We start from the raw sequence: 24356 nt of genomic DNA, 5'->3' as shown, positions 1-24356 counted from the left end.
GCGGCGGCCGTTTCCGCGGTCTACGCACCCATGGTCTGCTCCACGACGGGCAGGGCGAGCGCCGACGGGTGGTGGAGGGAGATCCGGACCGGTGCGAGGCGGGTAGTGGTCGCCGCGGGTTCGCCGGTTCCGGTGTGGCGGGCGAAGCGCGGGTGGGCTCCGCCGCTGATCTGCAGGCGGATCCGGTGCCCGGCGGGGAAGCGGTGGGCGGTGGAGCTCATCGCCACCGTGACGGTGGCGGGGGTGTCGGGGCCGCCCTCGGGGAGGTGGAGCCGCCGCAGCCCGTCGCAGACGTTGGTGGAGCGGTTGCGCGGGTCGACGTCGCAGAGCCGGGCGAACACGTCCGCGTGACCGGTGTCCGTGCCGATCCGCAGGACCGCGTCCACCGCTCCCGCGATGGTGACCGGCTCGGGGAGCGGGTCGGTGGTGAAGGTCAGCACGTCGTCCCGGGCCTCCAGCGGGCGGTTGTCCGTCCGGGCCCTGCCGCTGACCAGGGGGCCGCCGAGCGAGGGCGTGGGATCGGCCGGGTCGTAGCGGAAGGTCAGCGGCGGGTCGGTGTCGGCGGGTGGGCGGGTGGTCAGGGTGCCGTCGGCGGCGGCGTACCAGGGTCGGCTCCGGTGGGCCGGCGGCCAGTCGGGGAGGTCGAGGCGGCCTTCCCGGTCGCCGAGGTGGACGCGGACCGGCGTCGGCCGCAGTCCGGACCGGTCGTCGCACAGGTGGGCCCGGAGCCAGGCGAGGCTCTCGGTGAAGACCTCGGGCCAGCCCTGCTGGAGCGCCGACTGGTGCGTCCACGGGCCGACGAGCAGCGCGGTCTCGCAGCCGGAGCGCCGCAGTCGCGCGTACTGCCGCAGGGTTTGGTCGAGGTTGACGTCCTGCCAGCCGCCGATCAGGGCGGTGGGCACGGTCAGGCCGTCCGCCGCGTGCCCCGCGTCGACACCGTGCCAGTGGGCGTCCTCGGGATCGGGGTGGGCCATCGCCTCCTCCAGGAAGGGCACCGGGCCGCCCAGGGCGGGCCGGTACGCCTCGGTGAGGGGCAGGGTGCCGGTGGGGGGGGGGGGGGGGGGGGGGGGGGGGGGGGGGGGGGGGGGGGGGGGGGGGGGGGGGGGGGGGGGGGGGGGGGGGGGGGGGGGGGGGGGGGGGGGGGGGGGGGGGGGGGGGGGGGGGGGGGGGGGGGGGGGGGGGGGGGGGGGGGGGGGGGGGGGGGGGGGGGGGCCCCGCCGAGGTGGCGCCGGAGCCGTAGGGTCGCGCGCAGCATGGCCGGGGTGCCGCGGTGCTGGGTGGTGAGACCGGCGGTGGCGACCAGCGCGTTCTGCAGGGCGAACGCGCCACTGCCGTGGAAGAAGTCGTGCGGGTCGTGCATCGCGATCTGGATCACCATCGCGCGCAGCTCCGGCGGCGGGTCCAGGGCGAGGGCCCACTGGACGTAACCGAGGTAGCTGGGGCCGATCGTCCCCAGCCTGCCGGTGAACCAGGGCTGCCCGCGCAGCCAGGCGACGGTGGCCAGGCCGTCGGCGGCCTCGTTGCGCCACAGGTGGAACTCACCGCCGGAGCCGCCGGTGCCGCGGCAGCTCTGGAGGACGACGTGGAAGCCCTGCTCGGCCAACAGGACGCCGTACATCGGCGCCCAGGGGAAGCCCCGGCCGTAGGGCGAGCGGACCAGGACCGTGGGGAAGTCCCCGTCGCCCAGCGGGAGGTAGCGGTCCGTCAGCAGCGGGCTGCCGTCGGCCGCGGGCACGACGAGGCCGGGTTCGTGGGCGACCTCGTACCGCCGGGGCGGCAGTCCCCGCAGGGCCCGTCGCATGATCCTGGCGCTCAGGGGCGGCTTCCCGGTGGCCGGGCGGCGGGTCGAAGGCATCGGTGGTGTCCCCTCCTCAATTTCTCGTACAACGTACGAGAATAGCTCATGCTTGGATGGCTGCGGGAACGGCGACCGGGAAGGAGGGAGCGACATGGCCCGCGTGGATGCCTCCGGAGGCCCGGCCGGCGTGGATCCGGAGTCGCTGTGGTCGGTGGTCGAGCGCCCGCGCCGGGGCAGGCCGCCGGCGCACAGCCGGGCCGCGATCACCGCGGCCGCGGTTGCCCTCGCCGACGCCGAGGGGCTCGCCGCGGTCACCATGCGCGCGGTCGCGGCCCGGCTCGGGGCCGGGACGATGTCGCTCTACAGCTACGTCCCCGACAAGGAGGCTCTGCTGGAGCTGATGGTCGACGAGGTGAGCGGCGACCACCGGCTGCCGGCCGCGCCCTCGGGCGACTGGCGCCACGACCTCCGGCTGATCGCCCGGGAGCAGCGCGCCCTGATGCGGCGCCACCCCTGGCTGCCCGCCGCCCTGCCGGTCCGTCAGACCCTCGGCCCGAACACCCTCGCCGTCCTGGACCACGCCCTCGCCGCCCTCGCCCCCACCGGCCTGGACGCCCAGACGAGGCTGGAGGCCTTCAGCCTGGTCACCGGCTTCGTCGCCGGCCACATGGCGTACGAGCTCGCGCAGGAGCGCGCCCTCGAGGCCGCGGGCCGCTCCCCCGGTGAACTTCTCGACGCCCAGGCCCGCTACCTGCGCTCCGCCGTCGCCGACGGCCGGTACCCCCACCTGGCCGCGGCCCTGGCCGAGCCGGGCGGCCGCGACCGGAGCCCCGAGGCGGTCTTCGAGCGCCTCCTCGACCGGGTGCTCGACGGGATCGCGCCGGGCGGGTGAGCTGGTCCGTGCCCTACACCGCTTCCCGCGTGCCGGATCCCGCGCGGCTGAGCGGGTGGCCGCGGCCGGGGCGGGCCAGGTGCAGCAGGACCACCGGGATGCCGGCGTAGCCGACGAGGTAGTCGGGGCTGATCTGCCGGGGGACCTCGGAGATCCAGGCCCGGCCGTCCGGGGTGTCCACCGCGAACGCCTCCAGGATCCCTGCCAGTTCACGGGCCCGGGCCCGGATGTCGGGGGCGTCGAGGGCGAGGCCCGCGTCCTGGAGGAACTCGGCGTTCCCGGCGAGGCCGTGGCACAGGGTCGGTCCGCTCCAGCGGGCGCCCAGGGCCACCGCGCGACAGACGGCGCGGAGGTCCCCGGTCGGGTCGGGACCGACGCCGAGGCGGCGGGCGTGCAGGAGCAGCCGGCCGATACCGGTCGCACCGTGGCACCAGAACGGCGCGGCCGGCGGGCCGCCCTCGACCACGGCACCGAGTCGCCACGGGACGGCTCGCACAAATGATCCAATGGGTTCATGAGCGACGACAGGGCAACCCTCGGCCCGCTGACACCCCTCGACGACCGCTGGGCGATGGGAAACCCGCGGCCGGACGGCAGCTGGCTGGAGTTCCGCACCGACGGACTGTACCTGCACGCGGGTGCCGCCGAGGGCGAGTTGACCCCCTGGCCGAGGATCACGGATGTCAACGGCCTCACCCTGGGCTCCAAGAACCCCTTCCCGGGCGACTACAGCCCGATGGCCTTCCTCAACGCCCTGCCGGGCCCCTGGAAGGGCCACGGCCACGGCTACCTCCACCTGACGCTCCGCCACCCGTACGAGGACATCGCCGCCCGCTTCGACCTGCACCCCCGCCTCTACGGCGGCACCGACCTGGCGCTGCTCCAGGAGCTGCTCGCCCAGATCAACACCACCCGCGAGCCCCACCGCCTCGGCGACACCGCCTGGCTCACCCGCGCGGTCACCCACCTCAGGGAGCACCGCAGCATCACCACCCGCGGCATCCAGCGGGCCGTCACCGAGGCCCTCGCACTCTGACCCCACGGCCGGACGGCCGGAGGGAGGAGCCACGCCGACCGCCAACGAGTCCGGCCAGCCGGACTTCGCGGACCAGGCTGCCGAGTCAGTGCCAGGGCGGGCTGCCGGTGCCCTCCGCCCACAGGGCGAGCGCGCGGCGGTCGACCATGCGGATGCCGACCTGGGCGCAGAACGCCGCCGCGGCCTTGGTGAAGGTGCTGGTCGTCACCACCACAGCGAGGTGGCAGCGGTGGACGTCGCGGTAGGTGCCGTTGACTTTCTGCACGTCCTGGGAGCCGACGAACGTGCGCGGCCCGTACCGCTTCGCCTGGATCAGGATCCGCTGACCGCCCGGGGTGGTCGCCAGGACGTCCGCGGCCAGGTCGCCGGCCCCGCCGACCACCGTCACCTTGGTGCAGCCGTCCCTCCGACACAGGTCCGCCAGCGCCTGCTCGAACGCCTTCGGGCTCATCCCGAGGAACACGCCGATGTGCCGCAGCTGTGCCGCGCGGGCCTCGAACGCGCGCCGGTCCGCGGCGATCCGGCCCCGGACGACGGCCACCGCTACGACCAGGAGCACGGCGAGCGCGCCGAACACCACCAGCAGGTGGTGCGCGAGCCAGGTCACCACGGTCACCGCCAGAGCGAGGGCGGCGAGGGCGCCCACCCCGAGCAGGATCGCGTTGTCGCGGGCCTGCCGGGCCCGCCGCGCGGCGCTCCGGCGTCGTCGTACGGGCCTGCGGGCCACGGCGTCCTCCCCCTCGGACCACGGTGTGCCCGTGAGCGTAGAAGCGGACGCCCGTCGGCTGCCGGGGAACCGGCCGAACGCCCTCCGGACCGCGGCGAGTTGACCGGATCACGCTGCTCCGTGGCCGAACCACCCACCCCCATCGGCCGAGTTCGCCGATGCCCACCCCCACTGATCGCCGCCACCCCGCCGGGGCAGGCCATCCTCGACCCATCGCCTCTCTCACCCGGTTCGGCACCTTCGGACACCCCTGGGAGCGCTCGCTCTGCGTGCTCGGCGCCGGACTCCTCGACCTGGTCGAGGAGTCCGTGCACCGGGTGCTCCCAAGGGTCCTGCGCAGGAACGGAACGCCGGCCGGCTGACAGGAGGTCAACCCGTCCGGTGGCGGCGGGAACCGTGCCGCGGTGGGCGGCGTTTGATCACAGGTCGGGTCGTCAGACAGAGGGGGAGACCGTGAGACGTAGGGCGTTCCTGCTGACCGGGGTGGCGGCGGTACCGGTGGTGGCCGCGGGGTGTGGCTGAAGCAGGGGGTCGACGAGATCGACGCGGAGACGGCCGCGGCCGTGGCGGAGGCGGACAAGTCGCTGGAGGTGTCCACCGACCTGGCGCCGGTGCAGCGGGACCTGGTCCGGCTCGGGCGGATCGTCTCGACGCACTGGGTCCAGTCCTCCTCGGCCCGGCCGGGCGACCGGCTGCCGATCGGCCCGACCGACTACTTCTACGACGTCATCGCGCAGCTCACCCCGGGGCAGGTGGCCAGGCTGACCGGCGGCCGAACGATGGTTCCCGCCACGCTGCCGCCGGTCCAGCCGGCCGGCGCCAAGCCGTGGGACCACCCGGCCCCGGCTCCGGGCATCCCGGCGAACCTGGCGCCGTTCCTCCCGTCCGGCGCGTCCTGGGTGCGGAACGAGGAGTTGGACAGGTCCCTGGTCGGGGCGAGCGGCGCGCATCTGTAATTCGACCCGGCGTCCGACACCGTCTACCTGTCCGCGGTCAACCTGTGGGACCCGAACAGCCCGTACACCCACCTCGGCCCCGACGGGACGACGGTCACGGTGACCCCGTCGCCGATTCCCGTCCCGTCCTGACCGCCGGCGCCCACGCCGGGGGCCGGCCCGCGTCACACACACCGGCTCCCGGCCGAGCCCGAGCGGGCCGCCGGGCACTCAGCCCGACGGCGGGACGTACCACTGCTGGGACTTGTTGCCCGGCGTGCAGGTCTCCATGGTCACCCCGCGCCCCGAGCCGTTGTCGGTCAGGCAGGTCGAGCTGCTGTAGTCCTTGAGGTAGACGGCGCCCTGGGTGGGGGCGCTCGCCACCGTCCACCTGGTCAGGACGCTGAACCCGGGCGAGAGTTCGACGCTCTTGCTGTCGGTGTTCTGCACCAGCACCGGCTTGCTCATGTTGCAGGGGCTGAGGGTGTACCAGCCGCCCGGGTCGGGGGCCGAACGCACCCAGCCGTAGGCGGTGTTGCGGCCCATCACCGCGTCCGTGCCCCCGGCCAGGCTGTCCGCGGCCAGGCCGAGCCGCTGCCCGCTGCCGACGCCGGTGACGTACCCCCAGCCGTTGCCACCACAGCCCTGCGGCACGCTGGGCTGCTCAGGGGTGGCCGGGGGCGGGGTGTTGGCCGGGGGCGCGGTGGTCCCCCGGGTCGCCGTCGTACCGCCGCCACCGCCTGCCGCTCCCCCGCCTGCTGCTCCCCCGGCCGCCGCGCCGCCTCCGCCGGCGGCCCCGCCCGGGACCTGCGCCGGGTTGGCCGGCTGCTGTCCGGGCGTGGCCTGCGGGTCGGCGGGGTCGCCCGCCGTCGGCGAGGGGGACGCCGGCGGCGAGGCCGACGCACTGCCCGAGGCAGCGGGGTCGGTCGGAACGGCGCCGGGGGTGAGCGGGGCGGCGGTGCCGGGCCGGTCGGGGCCGGTGCCCTCGGCGCGGGAGTGCCACGGCGTCCGGTCGATCAGCACGGCGGTGCCGACTCCGATCGAGATCACCACCGGGATGACGATCGGGACCACCAGCCGGCTGCGCCGCCGCTGCTGCTGCACGGTGGCGGGCGTCTCGTCCTTGGCCGGCTCGCGCCGCGGCGCGGGCACCGTGGCGATCACGGTGGGCCCCCGGACGGCCTCGCCCGCGCCCGGCCTGGCCGCGGCCGCCCGGGCAGCGGCGGCCATCGCGGCGGCGTTCGGGTGGCGCTCGGCCGGGTCCTTGGCGAGCGCGGTGGCGACGAACTCGCGGACGGCCTGCGGGAAGGCCTCGGAGAGCTGCGGCGCGGGCTGCTGGATGTGCTTGAGGACGATCTCCAGCACCGTCTCGCCGGTGAACGGCAGCCGCCCGGTGAGCAGTTCGAAGCAGACCACGCCGATCGAGTAGAGGTCGGAGCGCGGGCTGGTGGCCTGGCCGTCGGCTTGCTCGGGGGCGATGTACAGGGCGGTGCCGAGCACCGAGTTGGTGGTGGTGATCTTCGTTCCGGCCATCGCGTGGGCGATGCCGAAGTCGGTCACCGTGACCCCGCCGTCGCTGCGCAGCATCAGGTTGGAGGGCTTCAGGTCCCGGTGCACGATCTCCCGCTGGTGTGCGACGTGCAGCGCGTCCAGGGCGTCCGCGACGATCCCGAGCGCGCGGGCGGGCACCATCGGGCCCTGGGCCGCGAGCACCTCGTTGAGCGGCTTCCCGTCGATGAACTCCATGACGATGTACGCGATCCGCTCGCCCGCGTCCTCGCCGTCGCCCCCGTCGCGCCCGTCGCCGTCCGGGGCCGGCTCGCCGTAGTCGTGCACATGGACGATGCCGGGGTGCCGGAGGGTGGCGAGGATCCGCGCCTCGCGCCGGAACCGCTCGGTGAAGCCGCGGTCCTCCAGCAGCCCGGGGTGCATGATCTTGACGGCCACCTGCCGCTCCAGCACGCCGTCGTCGGCCCGCCAGACCTCGCCCATACCGCCGCCGCCGACCCGTTCGGTGAGCGTGTAGCGCCCTCCGAGAACGGTCCCCCGACCCCACATACCGGCTCCCCTGGTCCCGTGAATTGTCACTGACAGGCCGTCAATTCGCGCACAGTCTGCCAGATCACGGACGACCCGGGACCTCCGGGAGCACCACCCCGGGGAGAGCCGCCCCCGGGGTGGTGGAGCCGCCCGGGGTGGCGCCGCCGTCAGGCCGCCACGGCCGGGGCCGGCGCGGCCGGTCACGCCGCGAGCCGCTCGGCCTGGGCCGCGGTGATCTCCCGGATCACCAGGAGCAACAGGATCCCCGAGACCGCACTGATCAGGGCGACGTGGAGCGAGACCATCGGGTTCGGCATGATCCGGCCGACGGCTAGCGCCACCGGGAGCTTCACCAGCCTCACCCACCACCACCCCTCGATCAGCCGGGCCGGACCGGTGAGGCCGCTCGCCCGGCGGACGTCGAGCATCACCCGCCGCGGTATCCAGAGATTGCCCACCGGGATGAGCCAGCCCCAGACCGCGAGGCCCGGGCCGTACCGGTGGGTGCCGGGCGCGAACGCCTCCGCGTTGAGCCGGCACCGCCGCGTCCAGCACACGGTCACGACCAGCGAGAGGGCGCTGACCAGGATCATCACCGGCATCGCCCAGACCCCGGCCCCGCCGGATCGTGACCGGCCGCCACCACGCCGAACTGTGCCGCCAGGTCCACCGGGACGGCCACCTGCGCGGCGAGCGCCAGCCGCCTCGGATCGGCCACCGCGGGGACGGCGGTCGCGGGTGCTGCTTCGACGGTTTCAGGGTGCACGGGAGGCCTATCGGGAGGGGGAGCCGCGGTGCCGGTCACGCGCGGCGAGCGGGAGGCAACCTGGCGGCCGGGTGGTCGAACCGTCCACAGAGTTGATCTTCACCGACCCTCCCCCGGACCGGTCGCGGTCGAAGGGACCCCGGCGGGACGGGCGTACCGGCTGGTAGATACCACCATCCACTCACTAGACGCATGTCTAGTCAGTGGGTGTGAGTATGGCTAGGCTGACGCCTCCGCCCGGCGACACCCCTCACCCGCCGGCCAAGGACGCAAGGACACCTTCATGTCATCCCCGTTCCAGCCCCATGCCCAGCGGGCGGCCGCCGCGCCACCGCCCACGGCCGTCCCACCGGCCGCTCACGGCGAGCTCGACGCGCTGCACGACACCCGGATGCGGCTCGCCCGCGGCTTCGCCGTCGCCAACGGCGCGCTGTTCGCCGTCACCCTCCTGCTCGCCTGCACGGCGGGCGGACTGCTGGGCACCGAGGTGGCCGGCCGGATCAACCTGGGGATGGCGCTCGGGCTGGTCCAGGGCGTCCTCCTGCTCGGCTCCGCCGCCCTGTTCGACCGCCGGTCGCGCCGTACGGGCGACCGCGCCGCCGACCGCCTGCGCGAGCGGATCACCGCCGCCACCCGGCGGCCGGCACAGCCGTCCCCGGCGGCCGCGGGCCCGTACGGCGGGTACGCCGGATACGGCGGATACGGCGGGCAGAGCGGGCAGGGCGGTTACGGCGGCCACGGGTACGACGCCATGGACGCCTACCTCTACGACGGCCGGCCCCCCACCGGCGACGGGGCGGTGTGGCGATGACCGCTGTGAGCCTTCTCGGCGGCACGCCGACCGCGGTCCTGGTGGCCTTCCTCCTGTTCGTCGGCGGTTCGCTGCTGCTGTGCGTGCTGGTGGGCCCCGAGGGCGACCAGGTGTCGGACTTCTACACGGCCAACCGGTCCCTCACGCCCTTCCAGAACGGGCTGGCCCTCTCCGGCGACTACATCTCCGCCGCCACGCTGCTCGGCACCACCGGCATCGTCGCGCTCGCCGGGTACGACGGGTTCGCGCTCGCTCTGAGCACGGTGCTCGGCCTGGGCGTCCTCCTGGTGCTGGCCCAGCCGATGCGCAACGCCGGCTGTTACACCCTCGGCGACATCCTCCAACTACGTGCCGCCGGCCCCGCCGCGCGGATCGCCGCCGCCGTGGTGACCCTCGCGGTCTCGCTGCCGTTCCTCGTCGTCCAGCTCTCCGGCGCGGGCTCGGCGACCGCCCTGCTGCTCGGCTACACCAGCGACGGCGCCCAGCAGTTCTGCATCGCGCTGATCGGCGTGCTGATGGTCTGCTACACGCTCTTCGGCGGGATGAAGGGCACCGGCGTGATGCAGATCGTCAAGGTCCTGCTGACCCTCGGCACGGTCGTGGCGGTGGCCGTGGGCGTGCTCAGCCGCTTCGACTGGAACCTCGGCTCCCTGCTCACCGCCGCGGGCACCGGCAGCGGCCGCCCGGCGGCGTTCCTGGAGCCGGGCCTGCAGTTCGGCGCCACGGCGGAGGGCCGGCTCGACTTCATCGGCCTCCAGCTCACCGTGGTCCTCGGCGCGGCCTGCATGCCGCACATGATCATGCGGGTGAGCGCCGCCCCGAACGGCGCCTCCGCCCGCCGCTCCTCCCGGTACGCGGTGGCGATCGTCGGCGCCTTCCTGCTCGGCGTCACCGTGCTCGGCCTGGGCGCGGCGGCGATCGTCGGCGACCGGGTGATCGCGGCGGTCAACCCCAACGGCCAGGCCTCCCTGCTGCTGCTCGCCGCCAGCCTGCACGGCGGCGTCGGCACCACCGCGGGCAGCGCGCTGTTCACCACCGTGGCCTGCGCGGTGTTCGTCACCGTGCTCGCCGTCGTCGCCGGCATCACCCTGGCCGCGGCCGCCGGGCTCGCCCACGACCTGGTCGCGGGGGCGCTGCGCCGCGAGGGGATGTCCCAGGGCGCGGAGGTCCGCGCGGTGCGCTGGTCGGTGGCCGCGGTGGGTGCCGTCGGCATCCTGCTGGCCATCGCCGCGCAGGGGTACAACGTGCAGTTCCTGTCCTCGCTGGCCGTCGCGCTGGCCGCCTCCGCCGTCCTCCCGGCGCTGGTGTTCAGCCTGTTCTGGCCGCGCTACAACCGCACCGGACTGCTGTGGACGGTGTACGGCGGGCTGCTGCTGACGATCGGCCTGCAGCTCTTCTCGCCGACCGTGTCCGGCTCGCCGGTCGCGCTCTTCCCGGGCGTCGACTTCCACTGGTTCCCGCTGCAGACGCCCGGCCTGGTGTCGGTTCCGGCGGCGTTCCTGCTCGGCTGGATCGGCACCGTCCGGGCCGAGCGCGCGGGCGACGGCGCCGACCCCCGGGTCGCCGCGGAGGCGACCGCCCGGGTGCTGCTCGGCACCGAGGACGAGCAGCAGGAGGAGCTGGTCGGCTCGGCCCGCTAGCGAGCTCCGCACGGCGGCGGCCCCGGACACCCGGTCGGTGTCCGGGGCCGCCGCCCGTTTCGGGCCTTGACGTCAGTCCTCGGTCCGGTCCTCGGTCCGGGCCGGCGGCTCGCCGCTCGCCTCGAGCGTCGCGTGCCAGTCCGCCGCCATCACGTCCAGCAGCAGGTCGCGGTCCGGCTGCCAGGTGCACTGCACCACGGTGTCCATGGCCACCTGGTGCAGCTGCCGGACGAGCAGCTGCAGCCGCATCCTGGCGCTGGCCCGGGCCGCCTCGTTGTGGCCGCGGCCCAGGTAGCCGGGCATGGTGGAGACCAGCCGCTCGATCGCCGCCGACCGGCGCTCGGCCACCGTACGGTCGATCGCCCCGGCCTCGTTGAGCGCGACCAGCAGCCGGGCGTGCGACTCGTACCAGCGCAGCGCGTCGTCCATCCAGCGCCGCAGCCGCTCCGGCGAGCCGATCGCGGCGTCCAGGGCCGCGTACCAGCCCCGGTCGGAGGGCGTCACGTCCTCCAGCAGCGCCGCCACCGCCTCGGCCTTCGACCGGAAGTGCAGGTAGAAGGTGGCGCGGCTGGTCCCGGCCCGTCCGGAGATCCCGTCCACGGTCGCCGCCGTGTAGTCCGACTCCTCCAGCACCTCGCGCACCGCCGTCAGCAGCCGCCGGCGGGTCTGCTCGCGGTACTCGGCGCGCAGGGAGGCTGGTCGGTCGGCCCGAGGACCCGGCTCGGCCGATGCTGCGGAGGTCATCCGCCCACCCTATCCCGCCACAGGATCCACACCAGACCGCCTGCTCCTCCCCCGCCCGACCGGGCACCCGGGGCTGCCCCTCCGGCCCCGCTCCCCCCAACGGGACGCCCCGGCGGCCGACTTGACCCGCCGCCACCCCGACATCCCGAGGTACCGTCGCCGGAATCCCCCTTCCGCAGGCCCCCGCTCCCGCGCACGCAACGGTGGCCGTCCGGCGGCACGGATCCACCCGGCCCGTGACCTGCCGTAACCGGGACGCCGCCGTCCGTCAGGAGCTCGGCCGGAGTACGGCGGCCCCGCCGCCGGGGCGGGTCGTGTGCAGCCACGCGCGCATGACGTGCACAGGATGACACAAGGTGAACGGACGCGGCCGAGCGCGCAGGGCGGTGGCGGGAGGGATCCGAGGTGGGCGAGGAACGACTGATCGCCGGCCGGTACCGGCCCTCAAGGAGCTGCGGATCCGCCCGGAGCGCCGTCCCCGGCCGCCGGGCACGCCGGGGTGGTCTCGTGCCCGCACGGACACCCGGCAAGACCCCCGCACCGGTCCGCGACCGCACACGAACTCCCGGCGGCCCGTCCGCCCGCCACTGCGGCGGAGAACCGCCTACGGGCCGACCAGCAGTGTGGTGCAGGCGGGCCCTCGCTGCGCCTGGGAGCCGCATTCGGCTCCGGACTCGTCCGCCACGTTCGCCGCGAAGACGGCCACGCCGGTCGCCGTCGCCGGGAGGGCGACCGGCATCGAAACCTTCTGCTCGACCACGCCCTTGTCGTCGGGGCGCAGCTCACTGTTGTAGACGTCGGGTACGTCGAGTTGTTCGCCGCCCGGCCCGAGCAGGTTGACGTACACCGCGATGCTGGCGTCGGTCTCGACGCCGTCGGCGTGGACGTCGAAGCGCAGCGTCATGGCGGTGCGGGGCCCGGTGAGTTCGACGTCGGTGATGGTCGGCCGCCCGTTCCCGCCGGCCGCCTTCGCCGCGCCGATGACCGCCACGGTCAGTGCCACCACATAGAAGACCACGCCGGCGATCAGGACGACCGTCTCCCACAGGTTGCCCCGCCGGGTGGGGTGCATCAGCAGGGCGACGATGCTGCACACGATGGCGATGATCGCGCAGAGCGAGGCCACGTAGATCGGCCAGGACTCGTTGTTGAGGGCGACGAACACCAGGTTGCTGGTCAGCCCCAGCCCGGTCATGATCCCGGCGACGGCGACCAGCGCCCCGGCCAGGACCTTGGCCACCTCGTCCAGGCGCTTGCCGATCGCGGCCTCGCGCGCGGCGTCGGCCGGGTCGGCCGGGTCGGCGGAGTCGGAGGCGTCGGAGGCGTCAGCGGACTTCCCGGCGCCCTCGCCTCCCTGACCGTCCGTCATCTCCGCCTCCCACTCGATGCGCATACGGACGACCACCGTGCCGCCCTGCCGACACCCCGGTCCACGCTAGCCCCGGTCCGCCGGACCCGGACGGCTCCCGAGCGGAGGCGCGCCACACGGCACCCCGAACGGCCGTCGTCCGCCCGGGCGCCGCGGGTGCACGGCGACCGGCCCCGGGCGGGGGTGCCGCGCGGGGCCGGGAGTCCGGCGGAGGGGCAGGGGGAACTCAGGTCGCGCCGTAGCTGCCGGCGTCGTGGGCGGCGCCGGCGCGCGGCGGGTTGGCGCCGACCTGGGCAGCCTGTTCGAGGAGCCAGGACGGGACGCCGCCGCCGTCCAGCGCGTCCGCCCCCGCGGGTGCGGCGGAGGCCGGGCGGGCGTGGCCGCCGGGGTCGGCGTCGGCCACCGGGGTGTGGACGGGCGCCCGGCCGGCGTCGGCGGGGTCCGCGGCGGGGTGCCGGGTGCCCGGGTGCTGGCGGGTGGCGGGGGCGCTGCCCGCGGAGTGCCCGTCGAGGTGCGGGGGGCCGAAGGTCTCGGGGGCGGTCTGGTCGTCGGTGACGGTGATCTGCAGCTTCATCGGGGCTTCCCTCCTAGTTGAGCACCGCGTAGCGGCCCTCGAAGTCCAGGGCGGCGGCGCTGAGGTTGGTGACGGTCAGCCAGTAGGTGACGGTGCTGCCGGTGGCGCGCTCCACCTCGACGTCCCAGTCGAGCTGGGCGGCGCCGGGTCTGGGGGTGGTGGGCATGAAGGTCCAGGCGACGTGCCAGTCCGCGGGCCAGCTGTGGGTGAACCACCGGCCGGTCGCGCCGGCGGCCAGCGTCCCGGTGAACTGCGTTCCTACCTGCATGGTCGTTCCTCTTCTCGTCTCGGTGGCTGGGGTTCGCCGGTGGTCACCAGCCGAGGACCGCGAAGCGGGCCTCGAAGGCGACGGGCTCGCCCACCAGGTTGGTCACGTCGATCCAGTAGGTCGCGGTGGCGTCGCTCGCCCGCTCGACCTTGACGTGCCAGCGCAGTTGGGGCGCGCCGGGCCTCGGCGAGGTGGGCACGACCGTCCACAGGACGTGCCAGTGCGCGGGCCAGCTGTGGGTGAACCAGGTGCGGGTCTGGCCGCCGGGGACGGTCCCGGTGAACTGGACGCCGGTCCAGTGGGCGGTGGTGAGCGCGGCGGGGATGAGCTGGCGCAGGTCGGGGCGGTTGCCGATGCGCTGGGTGGCGGGCCGGCCGGGGGCGTCCTGCTGGGGCGAGCCGGTGGTGCGCAGCAGTTCGCGGGCGCGGGCCGGGGACAGCGCCGTACGGCCCTCGGCCCGCAGCACGCCCTGGACGCAGGCGAGGACGCCGACCACCATGGGCGAGGCGCTGGAGGTGCCGGAGAAGGTGTCGGTGTACCAGAAGTCCGGGTTCGATCCGGCCTGGAGGTCGCCGTAGCCGGTGGTGGTCACCTCCCGACCCCAGCCCTGGGTGTCCACGCAGGAGCCGAAGTTGGAGAAGTCGAGCCGGGAGCGGTCGGGGCCCCAGACCGAGGTGCCGTGGGTGCCGGGCGGTGGGGCGCCGGCGCCGACCAGGACGGCGCCGGAGTCCAGTTCGCGGCGCCGGAACGGGTTGTGCCACCAGGTGGGGAAGCCGGCTTGCGGGGTGTCGTAGCTGGCGTCGTCGAGGTCCTCGGCGCCGTTGCCGGCGGCCTCGACGACGACGATGCCCTTGTTGACGGCGTAGCGGATGGCCTCGTAGTCGTCCGGCCACCACTCGACGGCGATGAAGCCCTGCTGGCCGCCGCCTCCGCTGTTGGGGCCGGGGCGGTGGATCTCCAGCAGGATGATGTCGCCGGGGCCGAGCCGGTCGGCGGCGGCGTGGATCGCGGTGGCGGTCGGCTCGGAGAAGGAGGAGGCGCTGATCACGGCGTCGGCGGCGATGCCGGTGATGCCGAAGCTGTTGGCGTCGCCGCTGATCTCGCCGAGGACGGCCGTGCCGTGGTTGGTGTCGGCGCCGCCGGTGCCGGCCACCACGCCGCCCTGGTTCTGCAGCAGGTCCTCGTGGGTGAAGCGCCAGCCCCACTCGCAGTCGATCACCCTGACGCCGCTGCCGCGGCCGCCGGGACGCGTCCAGGCGTAGCGGGCGTCGACGCCGGCCGGGGCCGCGTCCAGGTAGGTCTGGCGGACGGTGAAGTCGGGGGTGGCGGGCGGGGCGTCGGGGCCGGTCGGCGCCATGTCGTTGATCGGTTCGATCACCGTCCGGGTGGACGGGTGCCGGACGGCCTCGGCGAGTTCGGCGGCGGGTTTGACGTACGCGCTGTCGATGACGTCGAGGGCGCGGAGTTCCTCGGCGAGGGCTTCGAGACGGCCTTCGGGGGCGTCGACGTGGTAGTAGCGGGCCATCCGGGCGGCGGCCTCCTCGGACTGCCGCACACCGGGGCCGCCGACCGTGCCCCGGGTGCCCGCAGGACCGGGTGCCGCCGGTCCGCCGGACAGCCGGGCGACCAGCCGGTCCTCGTCCGCGCCGAAGAGCGGGGTCATGGTGATGTCCGGCGCCGCCGCCAGGTCGTGGAGGCGGCTGACGTCGGTGCCGGGGGCGGCGCTCGCGCCCGAGGGGGTGATCCGGACGCCGGCGCCCTCGGTGACGATCGCGATCAGTTCGGGTCGGCCGCGGGCCTCGTCGGAGTGCCGCTGGGGTCTGCTGGGACCGTTGCCGTTGCTGCTGGGGGACACGGGGTCTCCTTATCGACGCGGGGTGCGGCCGGCCGCTTCCGGGCGGATCCTCCTCCCGCCCGCGGGCCGCAGGGCGCCGGGGCGGGGCCGGGACGGTCCGCGGGCGGGGCCGCTCGGGGCCGGGTCCGGGTCCGGCGGCCGGTGCGGGCTGCGGCGAGGTGGCCGTGGTCGCCGCGGTGGTGGCCGCTGCGGGGTGTTCGCTGGGGTGGTGGCCGCTGCGGTGGTGGGCGGCGGGCACGGCGGGCGGTTCCGGACGACCCGCCGGCGGCCGGCCCTCCCCAAGCGTGGTGGCGCCCGCCCACCGCCGCCATCGGGACACCGCCGAGCGGGGCAGAGGGGCCGAGGGCTCGTACCCGTCCGGACCGGCGGGCGGGGCCGCTCCCCCGGGCGGGGGAGCCGGTCACGCCTCGGGGCGGACGTCCGGGCCGTGGGCGGCTGGGAGCGTGGAGTGCGGCGGAGGGAAGACGCCCCCGCCGGACCGGCTCATCACGAGGAGCGACCCATGCGCAGGCTCGTTGCCGTCATCGCACTCACGACGGCGCTCACCGCTGCCGTCTCGACCGCCGCCTCGGCGGCCCCGGTGCCCGCACCCGGGGGTGACCACCGGCTGAGCCTCCGCGGCTGGGCCCTGCTCAACGAGCACGGTCCCGGGCCGAACCCGGGCGAGCGGCTCACCGCCTCGGTCGACGCCCGGACGGTCGAGGGCCGGGGTACCGGGGGCCGGGCGCGCGGGCATGCCACCGTCCAGCACGTGTTCGAGGAGGGCACGGTCCGGGTCGAGATCGCCGTCGACTGCCTCACCGTCGACGGCGCTGCGACCACCGTGACCGGCACGATCGAGTCGACCACCCTGACCGTCCCCGCGGGCCACACCCCGCCGACCCCGCCGCCGAGCAGCTGGCACCCCGAGGTGGCGATCACCCTCCCCACCGGGGACGCGGACGGCGAGCGCCGGGTCGGCTGGTCGGGCGCGGACCTCCTGGACCCCACCGCCCCGCCGCGGGCCACCCGCTGCACGCCCACCGACCCCAACCTCTGGATCATCCACGGCGGGTTCGGCCTCCGGCGGCGGTAGGGCGTGTCTGACGGATCTTGTCGGATCGGACCGCGGCGTCCGGGTGCGTTCATCGCAAGGCGGAGGACGGGGGCACCTCCCAGCCGCCAGGCTGGGGGCAGGCGCCGCAGGCCCGGCAAGATCCGTCAGACCCGCCCCCTGTCGGCGGCCGCCGCGTACCGCCTCCGGTCGGCTACCCGGGGCGGCGCTCGCCGAGGAACTCCAGGAGCAGCGCGGTGATCTCCGCCGGGCGTTCCAGGGAGGGCAGGTGGCCCGCCCAGGGGAGTTCGAGGTGGCGGGCGTCGGGGAGGAGGCCGGGGAGTTCGGCGGCGATCGTCCGGAAGTCGGGCAGGTCGTGGGCGCCGCCGACGGCGAGGGTCGGGGCGGTGACGGTGCGGAGGTCGATCTCCGGCTCGGGCTGCTCGTAGCCGGGGTCCTCGGGAGCCACCGCGCTGGCGGCCTCGTACCCGTGACGGAAGTTGTCGCGCTGCATCCGGGTGACCAGGGCGTGGGTCGCCTCGTCGGCGTCGGGGCCGAGCCAGGTCCGGGCGTTGAGGGCGGCCGCGCCGTCCAGGTCGCCGGCGTCCAGCAGGGCGTCCTCGGCCGCCCCGAACGCCCGGGTCTCCGGGCCCGGCCGGTGTCCGGGACGGCCCGCGCAGAGCAGCGCCAGCGCGGTCACCCGCTCCGGGTGCAGAGCGGCGACCGTCAGCGCCACGCGCCCGCCGTACGAGGCGCCCACCAGGGTGGCCTCGGTCAGTCCCAGGGTGTCCAGCAGGGCGAGGACGTCGCCGTGGTCGGAGTACGGCTCGGTGGCGGCCGGGGAGCTGCCGCAGGTGCGGAAGTCGGCGCGGACCACGCGGTATCCGGCGTCGGCGAGCGGGCGCCACTGCGGCTCCCACATCCGGCGGTCGCAGACCGAGGAGTGCAGGAGGACCACGGCGGGGCCCTCGGCCGGGCCGTCCACATCATGAGAAATGATCATGCTGGGCATGGTCGCAGAGCGGCCCGCCCGGGACGAGGGGTTTTCCGGGCGCACGGACGGGTCGATGCCCAGGGCGCGGGCGGACTCAGACCGGTCGGTCTCAGTCCCGGATCAGCGTGCCCGCATCGGTGTTGGCGCCGCAGAGGATCACGCAGACCTTCTCGCCGCTCGCGGGACGGTAGCCGGAGCCGGGTCCGCCGCCGGGCCGGTCGGGTGTGGTCAGCGCGGCGAGGGCGGTGGCGGCGCCGTGTTCCACGGCGATCCGGCGGTGGTCCCACAGTGCCTGGCGGGCGTGGACGATCTCGGCGTCGGGGACGAGGACGGCGCGGGTGCCGTCCTGCCGGGCGGCGTGCAGGGCCAGGGCGGTGGCGCGCCGGGCGCCGAGAGAGTCCGCGGCGACCGAGTCCACCGGGACGTCGACCGGGCGGCCGGCCTCGACGGCTGCGTGCAGGGCCCGGCAGTTCTCCGGTTCGACCGCGACCGTGCGGATGCCGTGGTGCCCGGCGGCGGTGGCCACTCCGGCGAACAGGCCGCCGCCGCCGACCGCGACCAGCACGGTGTCCAGGTCCGGGATCTGGCGGTGGATCTCCTCGACGAGGGTTCCCGCCCCGGCGGCGATCAGCGGGTGGTCGTAGGCGTGCGAGGCGAGCGCGCCGGTGGCGGCGGCGAACTCCTCGCAGGCGGCCAGCGCCTCGGCGTACTCGGAACCGGTCAGGCGGACGTCGGCGCCGTAGCCGCGGAGCTTGGCGACCTTGACCCGGGGGGCCGTGGTGGGCAGGAACACGGTGGCGGGGACGCCCTGCTGCCGGGCGGCCCAGGCGCAGGCCAGGCCGGCGTTGCCGCCGGAGGCGATGGTGACACCCGTGGCGGGGAGGGTGCCGGCGTCGCGGTGGGCCTGGAGGAAGTTCTGCGCGCCGCGGGCCTTGAAGCTGCCGGTGTGCTGCATGAACTCCAGCGCCAGCCAGACCTCGCAGGCGGGTTCGGCCCCGGACCCCGGGGTGTCGCGGCCGGCGGCGCGGATCGCGCCCGGGTCGGCCGGGGTCACGGTGACCGCGCGGACGCGTCCGGCGATCCGGTCGGCGGCGGCCTTGATGTCGCCGTGGGTGAGCTGGTGCATGCCGTCGCTCCTGCTGAGGGTGGGTCACGACCGGTGGCCGGCAGGGCCGGTGAGGGTCGGATCGGGTGGTGCGCAGACCCATTGTCCGACGGTTCGGCAGGGCCGGGGGCGCGAAGGCCGGGTGTACGGGGTGCGGACGGTACTCGTCCGCGGCAAGCGGGCAGGGCGGGCCCGGTTCGGGCGGGTCACGGCGAACTACGCTTGTCCCGTCCGGTGGTTGTATCGTGCCGGCGATCCACCGGCCGGGCACCCGCCGCGGCCCCGAGCTCCTCGGGGGAGATCCATGCAGCAGCCGACACCGCCGCCGTCCGCTCCGTCGGGTGAACCGCCGCTCGCCGCGGCACCGACCGACCACGGGTCGCGGGTGAAGGTCTGGGGGGGGCGGCGGCCGTGGTCAGCGCGATCGCCGGAGTCGCCAGCGCCGTCGCCGCGTTCATGGGCGGCGGTGCGTCCCCGCAGTCGTCGGCGGCTCCGCCCGCGGTGACCGTCACCGCCGTACCGCCCGCCGGCGCCTCGGCCGCGGGCACCGGCGCGCTGCCGCCCGTCTCCACGCCGGCCGCCCCGGCGCCCGGCGCCGACGAGGTGCACTGGTCGGGCCCGATCACCCTCGGCCTGGAGGGCATCGACCTCTCCCAGCCGGCGCCCGAGCGCGGCACGGACCCGGCCGGCACCCTGCGTCCGGCCGCCCAGCGCACCGGGGGCAGCGGCATGATGATCAAGGGCACGGTCGCCCAGTGGACCGGCCCCGGCGAGCCGACCGCCCAGGGCTGCCGCGACCTGCTGCGGACCCGGTCCCAGGAGAAGGTCGACGTGGTCGCGGGCGACCGGGTCTGCACGGTGGACGGAGGTTCACCGATCGCCCTGCTCAAGGTCACCAAGACCCACTCCGACCAGGGCGGCTACGGCGAGCTGGACGCCGACCTGACGGTCTGGAACCTCCGGAAGTAGGGGCGCCCGGGGCCGTCCTGGAGGCGGCGGGTCAGGCCAGGGCGCGCAGCCGGCGGACCGGGCTCGCCAGCAGGATCGCGGGGCTGGCCAGGCTGGCCGTCGCGAGCAGGAGCAGCGCGGTCCGCGCACCCCAGGCCTCGGAGGCGGCGCCGGCGGCCAGCGCGCCGACCGGGATCGCGCCCCAGGAGACGAACCGGACGGTGGCCATCACCCGGGGAAGCAGCTCCGGCGGGGTCTGGGTCTGCCGGTGGGTGCGGGTGACGATGCTGGTGACCACGACGCCCGCGCCGAACCCGGCGTAGCCGAGGGCGAAGACCAGCGTCCCCCAGCCGGAGTCGGCCACCGGGAGCAGGAAGGCGAAGGCGGCGGCGACCACGGCCGCCCGGCGCAGGGTGCCGCCGGCGCCGATCCGGGCGACCAGGCGGGGTGTGACGGCGGCGCCGATCAGGCTTCCCAGGCCGCCGGTGGCCATCAGGGCGCCCACGGCGGCGGCCGGGGCGTCGAGGGTGCGGACCAGGAACACCGGGGTGAGGGTCATCAGCCCGCCGCAGACGAAGTTCACCGCAGTGGCGTCGGCGGCGCACGGCCCGATCACCGGGTGCCGGGTGACGAACCGCCAGCCCTCGCGGATCTGCTCGCGCATCCCGACGGCCCGCGCCCGGTCGCCGGCCGGCTGCTCGGCGCGCGGCAGGCTGCTCAGCAGGACGGCGGAGACCAGGTAGCTGACCGCGTCCAGCAGCATCGAGGCGGCGCCGCCGAGAAACTGCACCAGCACGCCGCCGAGGGAGGGGCCGGCCAGTTCGGTCGCGGAGGAGCTGGCGGAGACCAGGCTGTTGCGGGCGGTCAGCTCCTCCTTGGCGACGATCGAGGGCAGGAAGGTGGAGTTGCCCACGTCGAAGACCACGCTTGCGAGGCCGACCACCAGGGCCACCGCCACCAGCTGGGGCAGCCCGAGCACGCCGAGGAACGCCGCCAGCGGCACCGAGGCCACCGCGGCGCCCCGGACCAGGTCCATCACCACCTGGGTGCCGCGCAGCGGCAGGCGGTGGACCAGCACGCCGGCCGGCAGTCCGATCAGCAGCCAGGCGACGTACGAGGCGCCCGCGATCAGGCCCACCTGGAGCGCGGAGGCGTGCAGGGTGACCACGGCGACCAGCGGCAGCGCCACCGCGGTCACCTGGTCGCCGAGCCGGCTGACCGTGGAGGCCGCCCAGTAGCGCCAGAACACCCCCGCCCGGCCGTCGCCGCGTCCGTCGCCGTGCGGCGCCTCGCGCCGTTCGGCTTCCACCGCCCCCGTGCCCGCCGACGCGTCCACGATCCCCCCGTCCACCGTGTCCGTTGCCATGTCTGTCCGCCCCTTCGCCGCTGCCGGAACCACCCGAGTGAGTCTCTTGAGGGAACTCACTATAATCGGTATCCATGCGGCACACCGGAGCACTGGACCCCGACTGCGCGATCTCGCAGGCCCTGGCGGTCGTCGGGGACACCTGGAGCCTGCTCCTGATCAGGGACGTCGCCGGCGGCACGCACCAGTTCGACGCGCTGCGGGACGGGCTCGGCATCAGCCGCAAGGTGCTCACCGAGCGCCTCAAGGCGCTGGTCGCCGACGGCGTGCTGGAGAAGCGGCTGTACCACCCGCACCCGCCGCGCTACGAGTACCACCTGACGGAGACCGGGCGCGGCCTGCTGCCGGTCCTGGTCGCGCTGCAGGACTGGGGCGGCCGGTACGTCCTCGGCGACGGCTCGCTCTCCGCCACCGGCACCGCCGACTCCGCCGAGACCCGCCGGGTCCTCGCGCTCCCGGGCCACCGGCTGCCCGCACTGGACCTCGCCGCCGCCTCCGGGGAGCGGGTCGACCCGGTGGCCGCGGACCACGCCTGGACGGTGCTGTACTGCTTCCCGGGCGCCTACTTGCCCGGCGGCCTGGACTACCCGCCCGGCTGGAACACCATCCCGGGCGCCACCGGCTGCACCCTGGAGTCCTGCACCTACCGCGACCGGATGGACGAGTTCACCGCCCGCGACGCCGCCGTCTACGGCGTCAGCACCCAACGCCCGGACCAGCTGGCGGCGTTCGCCGAACACGCGCGGATCCCGTTCCCGCTGCTGTCCGACGCCGACCTGGGGCTGGCGGCCGCCCTCCGCCTGCCCACCTTCCGGGCCTCCGGCGTCGACCGGCTCAAGCGGCTCACCCTCGTCCTCGACGCCACCCGCACCGTGCGGGGCGTCCTCTACCCGGTCACCGACCCTGCGGGCTCCGTCGAGGAGGCCCTCGGCCTCCTCGACGACCTGCGGGCCCGCTGACGTCCGCTCATCCCCTCACTGCGCCGTACCGGCCAGCAGCCAGCGGCGGACCGGAACTTCGAGCAGGACGCGGTCCGGACGCTCCGGCCGGTAGGGCGCGGCCACGTCCCAGGCGTACTTCGCGGTGAAGGCGGCCGTGACCGCCTCCGGGAAGCGGCTGCGGTGCACCACCGCCTCGCCCTCGGCCACGACCGGGGCGCGGCCGTCCTCCAGGGCAAGGGAGACGGTCGGGAACACCTCGATGTTGCGGACCTTGACCGAGAGGGCGTCCGCGCCGATCCACCACCGTCCGTCCCGGAAGACGAACCAGACCGGTGTGACGTGGGGGGAGCCGTCGGGGCGGACGGTGGACAGCCAGACGTTCCGTTCGACGGCCAGGCGGTCGAGCACGGCGGTCCCGGGCAGGGGCGAATGATCGTTCATACCCCCATCCCACCGCTCCCCCGGCCCGGTGCACCTCGGTCCGACGGTCCGGCCGCCTCGGTCCTGCGCCCTACGCCCTCCGCGCTCCGCCGTCACGTCCAGGACCGTTCAGAGCGCGGCGAGTTCCGTCCGGACACGCTCCGCTGCGGCGTCCCGCCCGAGCGTGCCGAGGATCGCGAGCTGGGCGTCCGGGGCCTGCCGCAGCCGGCGGCCTACCGGTCCGGCGAGCGAGAGCCGCGGCGCCACGGATCGGCGGCCTTCGGGACCGCCGTTTCAGCGGCGCCCGGCGGTCTCCGTCCCCCAGGATGGCGTCAGCGCCCGCACGAAGGACCTCACCGCCACCGGGAGTACCTCGATGACCGACCCCGCCCCGCGCCGCCGCATCCTGACGGTCTGTCTCGGCAACTACTGCCGCAGCCCGTTCGCCGCCGTCGTGCTCGCCGACCGGGGCGGGGAGGCGCTGGAGGCCCGCTCCGCCGGCCTGCTCGACCTGTGGGTGGGCGGGACGGCGCACCCGCAGATGATCGCCGCCGCCGCGGACCTCGGCTTCGACCTGACCGGGCACCACCCGGCCCGGGTCGACCGGGAGATGATCGACCGGGCGGACCTGGTCCTCGCCATGGACCGCTCGGTACTGGCGCAGCTGCGTCCGGTCGCCGGCCCGGCGAACCAGGCCAAGCTCCGGCTCTACCTGGAGGACGGCGACGTGCCCGACCCGATGGGCCGGTCGCAGCGGGCGTTCGCCGAGTCCGCGGCGATCATCGTGGCCGGTGCCGCCGCCCACCTCCCGTGAACGCCGGCAGCCCCGACGCGCCGTCAGCCGAGCGGAGCGATCGGGGCTTCCGATCGGAGGTCGCCGAAACCGGTTGCCAGGGGGCCGGTGGGCATGACAGGGTGTGGTCCGCGCTCCACACGGGAGCGCCGTCCTCACTCCAAGGGAATGAAGTCCATGGTCTCGGCGCCCGTCAGCGGCCGCCGCCGGCACTGAGCGTCTGCGTCCGACGCAGCCCCTGTGCCACGCCTCTTCGGCGGCCCCACGCGCGGTGCTCGGCACCGCATGCCATCGCTCGCCCCGCGCGGCGGTGGTGCCGGCCCCTCGTGCCGGCCCGACATCCTGCGCGGCCCTCCCTGCCCGCCTCCGGCGGTGCGGTTCTGCGGCCACGCCCACCCTTGTCATGACGTGAGGTCACCATCACCGTGGACACCCCTGTCCAGAGCTTTGCCGTCGCCAACCTCCGCCGCCGTCCCGTGGTCGTCGAGACCGGGGGCTTCGTGGCGGGTTTCGACCCCGACACCACCAGCCCGTACATCAACTACGCGACCCCGCTGCCCGGCGCCGAGCCGACCGCGGCGGAGGTGGCCGGCCTGGTCGCGGCCTTCCGTGAGCGCGGGCTGAAGCCGCGCCTGGAGTTCGCGCCCGACGCCGCGCCCGCCGTGGAGGCGGCCCTGTACGCGGCCGGCTTCACCGTGGAGGCCGAGCACGAGTACCTGGTCTGCACCCCGCAGTCCCTGACCCCGCCCCGCTCCGGGGACCCGGCCGCGCCGGTCGTGGACGCCCCCACCGGCGACGCGGACTACGCGGCGATCGACGGCGCCCTGGCCGAGGCGTTCTCGGGCGAGTTCGCCGCCTCTCCGGAGGGCACGGCCCGCCTGCGCCGGACCGAGGAGCAGGGCGGGGCCGTCCGCTTCGTCCGCTCCCCCGACGGCGGCTGCGCGGGCGGGGCGGTCTGCTCGGCCCCGGCCGAGGGCACCGCCGAGCTGGCCGGGGTCGGCACCCGGCCCGCCCACCGGGGCCGCGGCATCGCGGCGGCGGTCACCGCCGAGCTGGCGGCGACCCTGTTCGGACGCGGCGCCTCCTCCGTGTGGCTGGAGTACTCCGGCGAGGGCTCGCGCCGGGTCTACGAGCGGGTCGGCTTCCGCCCGCAGGGCCGCCGCCTGTACATGTCCCTGGAGGACTGAGCCGGCCCGGGCACGGCCCGCCCCTGCCGCCGGCGGGTGGCGGGCCGTGCCCGAGGCCCCGCTCAGCGGCATGACGGGACGTCACCTTGCCTGCGGACCCTGGCAGACTCGAGG

The 24356-nt window shown here is 75.6% G+C and carries 26 protein-coding genes and 1 pseudogene; 11 read left to right on the top strand and 16 right to left on the bottom strand.

The genetic code is table 11. From position 1 onward, the window contains the following. Nucleotides 1–20: 20 nt before the first annotated feature. Both ABWK59_RS34130 and ABWK59_RS34125 read right to left on the bottom strand, forming a co-directional pair. Nucleotides 21–995: a CocE/NonD family hydrolase gene (locus tag ABWK59_RS34130; RefSeq protein ID WP_420492963.1), complete on the bottom strand. Its 975-nt coding sequence runs from the start codon at nucleotides 993–995 to the stop codon at nucleotides 21–23. Nucleotides 996–1214: 219 nt separating this feature from the next. Further along, nucleotides 1215–1801: pseudogene (locus ABWK59_RS34125) on the bottom strand (CocE/NonD family hydrolase); the annotation flags it as partial. Between the two features lie 148 nt (nucleotides 1802–1949). Between ABWK59_RS34125 and ABWK59_RS34120 the strand changes: the two are divergent. Next, nucleotides 1950–2690 (top strand): TetR/AcrR family transcriptional regulator C-terminal domain-containing protein, encoded by a 741-nt coding sequence (locus ABWK59_RS34120; RefSeq protein WP_354644544.1) that lies wholly within the window; start codon nucleotides 1950–1952, stop codon nucleotides 2688–2690. A gap of 13 nt (nucleotides 2691–2703) precedes the next feature. On the opposite strand, the gene ABWK59_RS34115 is transcribed toward ABWK59_RS34120, so the two are convergent. After that, nucleotides 2704–3186, bottom strand: coding sequence for a lanthionine synthetase LanC family protein (locus ABWK59_RS34115; RefSeq protein ID WP_354644543.1), 483 nt, complete (start codon nucleotides 3184–3186; stop codon nucleotides 2704–2706). Between the two features lie 18 nt (nucleotides 3187–3204). Between ABWK59_RS34115 and ABWK59_RS34110 the strand changes: the two genes are divergently transcribed. After that, nucleotides 3205–3726 carry a hypothetical protein gene (locus tag ABWK59_RS34110; protein WP_354644542.1) on the top strand — a complete coding sequence of 174 codons (522 nt, stop codon included), beginning with the start codon at nucleotides 3205–3207 and terminating at the stop codon, nucleotides 3724–3726. An 85-nt stretch (nucleotides 3727–3811) separates the two neighbouring features. Here ABWK59_RS34110 and ABWK59_RS34105 read toward each other — a convergent pair whose 3' ends face one another. After that, the gene (locus tag ABWK59_RS34105; RefSeq protein ID WP_354644541.1) at nucleotides 3812–4453 is read right to left on the bottom strand and encodes a restriction endonuclease; all 642 of its coding nucleotides are present in this window, start codon (nucleotides 4451–4453) and stop codon (nucleotides 3812–3814) included. A 158-nt stretch (nucleotides 4454–4611) separates the two neighbouring features. Between ABWK59_RS34105 and ABWK59_RS34100 the strand changes: the two genes are divergently transcribed. After that, nucleotides 4612–4815 carry a DUF2716 domain-containing protein gene (locus ABWK59_RS34100; RefSeq protein WP_354644540.1) on the top strand — a complete coding sequence of 68 codons (204 nt, stop codon included), beginning with the start codon at nucleotides 4612–4614 and terminating at the stop codon, nucleotides 4813–4815. A 150-nt stretch (nucleotides 4816–4965) separates the two neighbouring features. Continuing rightward, nucleotides 4966–5409 (top strand): hypothetical protein, encoded by a 444-nt coding sequence (locus ABWK59_RS34095; RefSeq protein WP_354644539.1) that lies wholly within the window; start codon nucleotides 4966–4968, stop codon nucleotides 5407–5409. Nucleotides 5410–5619: 210 nt separating this feature from the next. Here ABWK59_RS34095 and ABWK59_RS34090 read toward each other — a convergent pair whose 3' ends face one another. Together ABWK59_RS34090 and ABWK59_RS34085 are read right to left on the bottom strand one after the other, a co-directional pair. After that, complete coding sequence (locus ABWK59_RS34090) at nucleotides 5620–7446, bottom strand: serine/threonine-protein kinase (RefSeq protein ID WP_354644538.1); 1827 nt, start codon at nucleotides 7444–7446, stop codon at nucleotides 5620–5622. A 182-nt stretch (nucleotides 7447–7628) separates the two neighbouring features. After that, nucleotides 7629–8030 (bottom strand): DUF4328 domain-containing protein, encoded by a 402-nt coding sequence (locus tag ABWK59_RS34085; RefSeq protein WP_354644537.1) that lies wholly within the window; start codon nucleotides 8028–8030, stop codon nucleotides 7629–7631. Nucleotides 8031–8477: 447 nt separating this feature from the next. Here ABWK59_RS34085 and ABWK59_RS34080 point away from each other — a divergent pair, with 447 nt between their 5' ends. Both ABWK59_RS34080 and ABWK59_RS34075 read left to right on the top strand, forming a co-directional pair. Continuing rightward, nucleotides 8478–9005, top strand: a complete 528-nt coding sequence (locus tag ABWK59_RS34080; protein ID WP_354644536.1) for a DUF485 domain-containing protein — start codon at nucleotides 8478–8480, stop codon at nucleotides 9003–9005. Then, a complete protein-coding gene (locus ABWK59_RS34075; protein ID WP_354644535.1) occupies nucleotides 9002–10645 on the top strand; it encodes a cation acetate symporter in 1644 nt (547 codons plus the stop codon). Before ABWK59_RS34080 ends, ABWK59_RS34075 begins: the two co-directional genes overlap by 4 nt. 72 nt (nucleotides 10646–10717) lie before the next feature. Here ABWK59_RS34075 and ABWK59_RS34070 read toward each other — a convergent pair whose 3' ends face one another. The 5 genes from ABWK59_RS34070 to ABWK59_RS34050 all read right to left on the bottom strand — a co-directional run bounded on the left by ABWK59_RS34070 (nucleotide 10718) and on the right by ABWK59_RS34050 (nucleotide 15455). Beyond that, nucleotides 10718–11389 (bottom strand): TetR/AcrR family transcriptional regulator, encoded by a 672-nt coding sequence (locus ABWK59_RS34070; RefSeq protein ID WP_354644534.1) that lies wholly within the window; start codon nucleotides 11387–11389, stop codon nucleotides 10718–10720. A 604-nt stretch (nucleotides 11390–11993) separates the two neighbouring features. After that, nucleotides 11994–12758, bottom strand: a complete 765-nt coding sequence (locus ABWK59_RS34065) for a hypothetical protein (protein WP_354644533.1) — start codon at nucleotides 12756–12758, stop codon at nucleotides 11994–11996. A 226-nt stretch (nucleotides 12759–12984) separates the two neighbouring features. Next, the gene (locus ABWK59_RS34060) at nucleotides 12985–13332 is read right to left on the bottom strand and encodes a hypothetical protein (protein WP_354644532.1); all 348 of its coding nucleotides are present in this window, start codon (nucleotides 13330–13332) and stop codon (nucleotides 12985–12987) included. A gap of 13 nt (nucleotides 13333–13345) precedes the next feature. Further along, nucleotides 13346–13600 (bottom strand): hypothetical protein, encoded by a 255-nt coding sequence (locus ABWK59_RS34055; protein WP_354644531.1) that lies wholly within the window; start codon nucleotides 13598–13600, stop codon nucleotides 13346–13348. Between the two features lie 43 nt (nucleotides 13601–13643). Beyond that, entirely contained in the window at nucleotides 13644–15455 is a 1812-nt protein-coding gene (locus ABWK59_RS34050; protein ID WP_354644530.1) for a S8 family peptidase, read from the bottom strand. A 502-nt stretch (nucleotides 15456–15957) separates the two neighbouring features. On the opposite strand from ABWK59_RS34050, the gene ABWK59_RS34045 reads away from it, so the two are divergent. Beyond that, nucleotides 15958–16530: a hypothetical protein gene (locus ABWK59_RS34045; protein ID WP_354644529.1), complete on the top strand. Its 573-nt coding sequence runs from the start codon at nucleotides 15958–15960 to the stop codon at nucleotides 16528–16530. A gap of 172 nt (nucleotides 16531–16702) precedes the next feature. On the opposite strand, the gene ABWK59_RS34040 is transcribed toward ABWK59_RS34045, so the two are convergent. Together ABWK59_RS34040 and ABWK59_RS34035 are read right to left on the bottom strand one after the other, a co-directional pair. Then, nucleotides 16703–17491 carry an alpha/beta fold hydrolase gene (locus tag ABWK59_RS34040; protein WP_354644528.1) on the bottom strand — a complete coding sequence of 263 codons (789 nt, stop codon included), beginning with the start codon at nucleotides 17489–17491 and terminating at the stop codon, nucleotides 16703–16705. Nucleotides 17492–17591: 100 nt separating this feature from the next. Next, nucleotides 17592–18608 (bottom strand): threonine/serine dehydratase, encoded by a 1017-nt coding sequence (locus ABWK59_RS34035; RefSeq protein WP_354644527.1) that lies wholly within the window; start codon nucleotides 18606–18608, stop codon nucleotides 17592–17594. A 390-nt stretch (nucleotides 18609–18998) separates the two neighbouring features. Between ABWK59_RS34035 and ABWK59_RS34030 the strand changes: the two genes are divergently transcribed. After that, nucleotides 18999–19556 carry a hypothetical protein gene (locus ABWK59_RS34030; protein ID WP_354644526.1) on the top strand — a complete coding sequence of 186 codons (558 nt, stop codon included), beginning with the start codon at nucleotides 18999–19001 and terminating at the stop codon, nucleotides 19554–19556. 31 nt (nucleotides 19557–19587) lie between these two features. Here ABWK59_RS34030 and ABWK59_RS34025 read toward each other — a convergent pair whose 3' ends face one another. Beyond that, a complete protein-coding gene (locus ABWK59_RS34025; protein ID WP_354644525.1) occupies nucleotides 19588–20901 on the bottom strand; it encodes an MFS transporter in 1314 nt (437 codons plus the stop codon). 74 nt (nucleotides 20902–20975) lie between these two features. On the opposite strand from ABWK59_RS34025, the gene ABWK59_RS34020 reads away from it, so the two are divergent. Then, complete coding sequence (locus ABWK59_RS34020) at nucleotides 20976–21860, top strand: winged helix-turn-helix transcriptional regulator (protein WP_354644524.1); 885 nt, start codon at nucleotides 20976–20978, stop codon at nucleotides 21858–21860. A 15-nt stretch (nucleotides 21861–21875) separates the two neighbouring features. On the opposite strand, the gene ABWK59_RS34015 is transcribed toward ABWK59_RS34020, so the two are convergent. Together ABWK59_RS34015 and ABWK59_RS34010 are read right to left on the bottom strand one after the other, a co-directional pair. Continuing rightward, a complete protein-coding gene (locus ABWK59_RS34015; protein ID WP_354644523.1) occupies nucleotides 21876–22283 on the bottom strand; it encodes a pyridoxamine 5'-phosphate oxidase family protein in 408 nt (135 codons plus the stop codon). Between the two features lie 108 nt (nucleotides 22284–22391). Beyond that, nucleotides 22392–22529 (bottom strand): hypothetical protein, encoded by a 138-nt coding sequence (locus tag ABWK59_RS34010; protein ID WP_354644522.1) that lies wholly within the window; start codon nucleotides 22527–22529, stop codon nucleotides 22392–22394. A 109-nt stretch (nucleotides 22530–22638) separates the two neighbouring features. Here ABWK59_RS34010 and ABWK59_RS34005 point away from each other — a divergent pair, with 109 nt between their 5' ends. Then, a complete protein-coding gene (locus tag ABWK59_RS34005; RefSeq protein WP_354644521.1) occupies nucleotides 22639–23076 on the top strand; it encodes a low molecular weight phosphotyrosine protein phosphatase in 438 nt (145 codons plus the stop codon). 404 nt (nucleotides 23077–23480) lie between these two features. Further along, nucleotides 23481–24242, top strand: coding sequence for a GNAT family N-acetyltransferase (locus ABWK59_RS34000; protein WP_354644520.1), 762 nt, complete (start codon nucleotides 23481–23483; stop codon nucleotides 24240–24242). Nucleotides 24243–24356: the final 114 nt, after the last annotated feature.

Origin of the sequence: Kitasatospora sp. HUAS MG31, from assembly GCF_040571325.1 — a bacterium.
GTDB classification, from domain to species: Bacteria; Actinomycetota; Actinomycetes; order Streptomycetales; family Streptomycetaceae; genus Kitasatospora; species Kitasatospora camelliae.
Note: the sequence above shows the minus strand (reverse complement) of the source record. Positions and strands in the feature narration are given on the sequence as shown.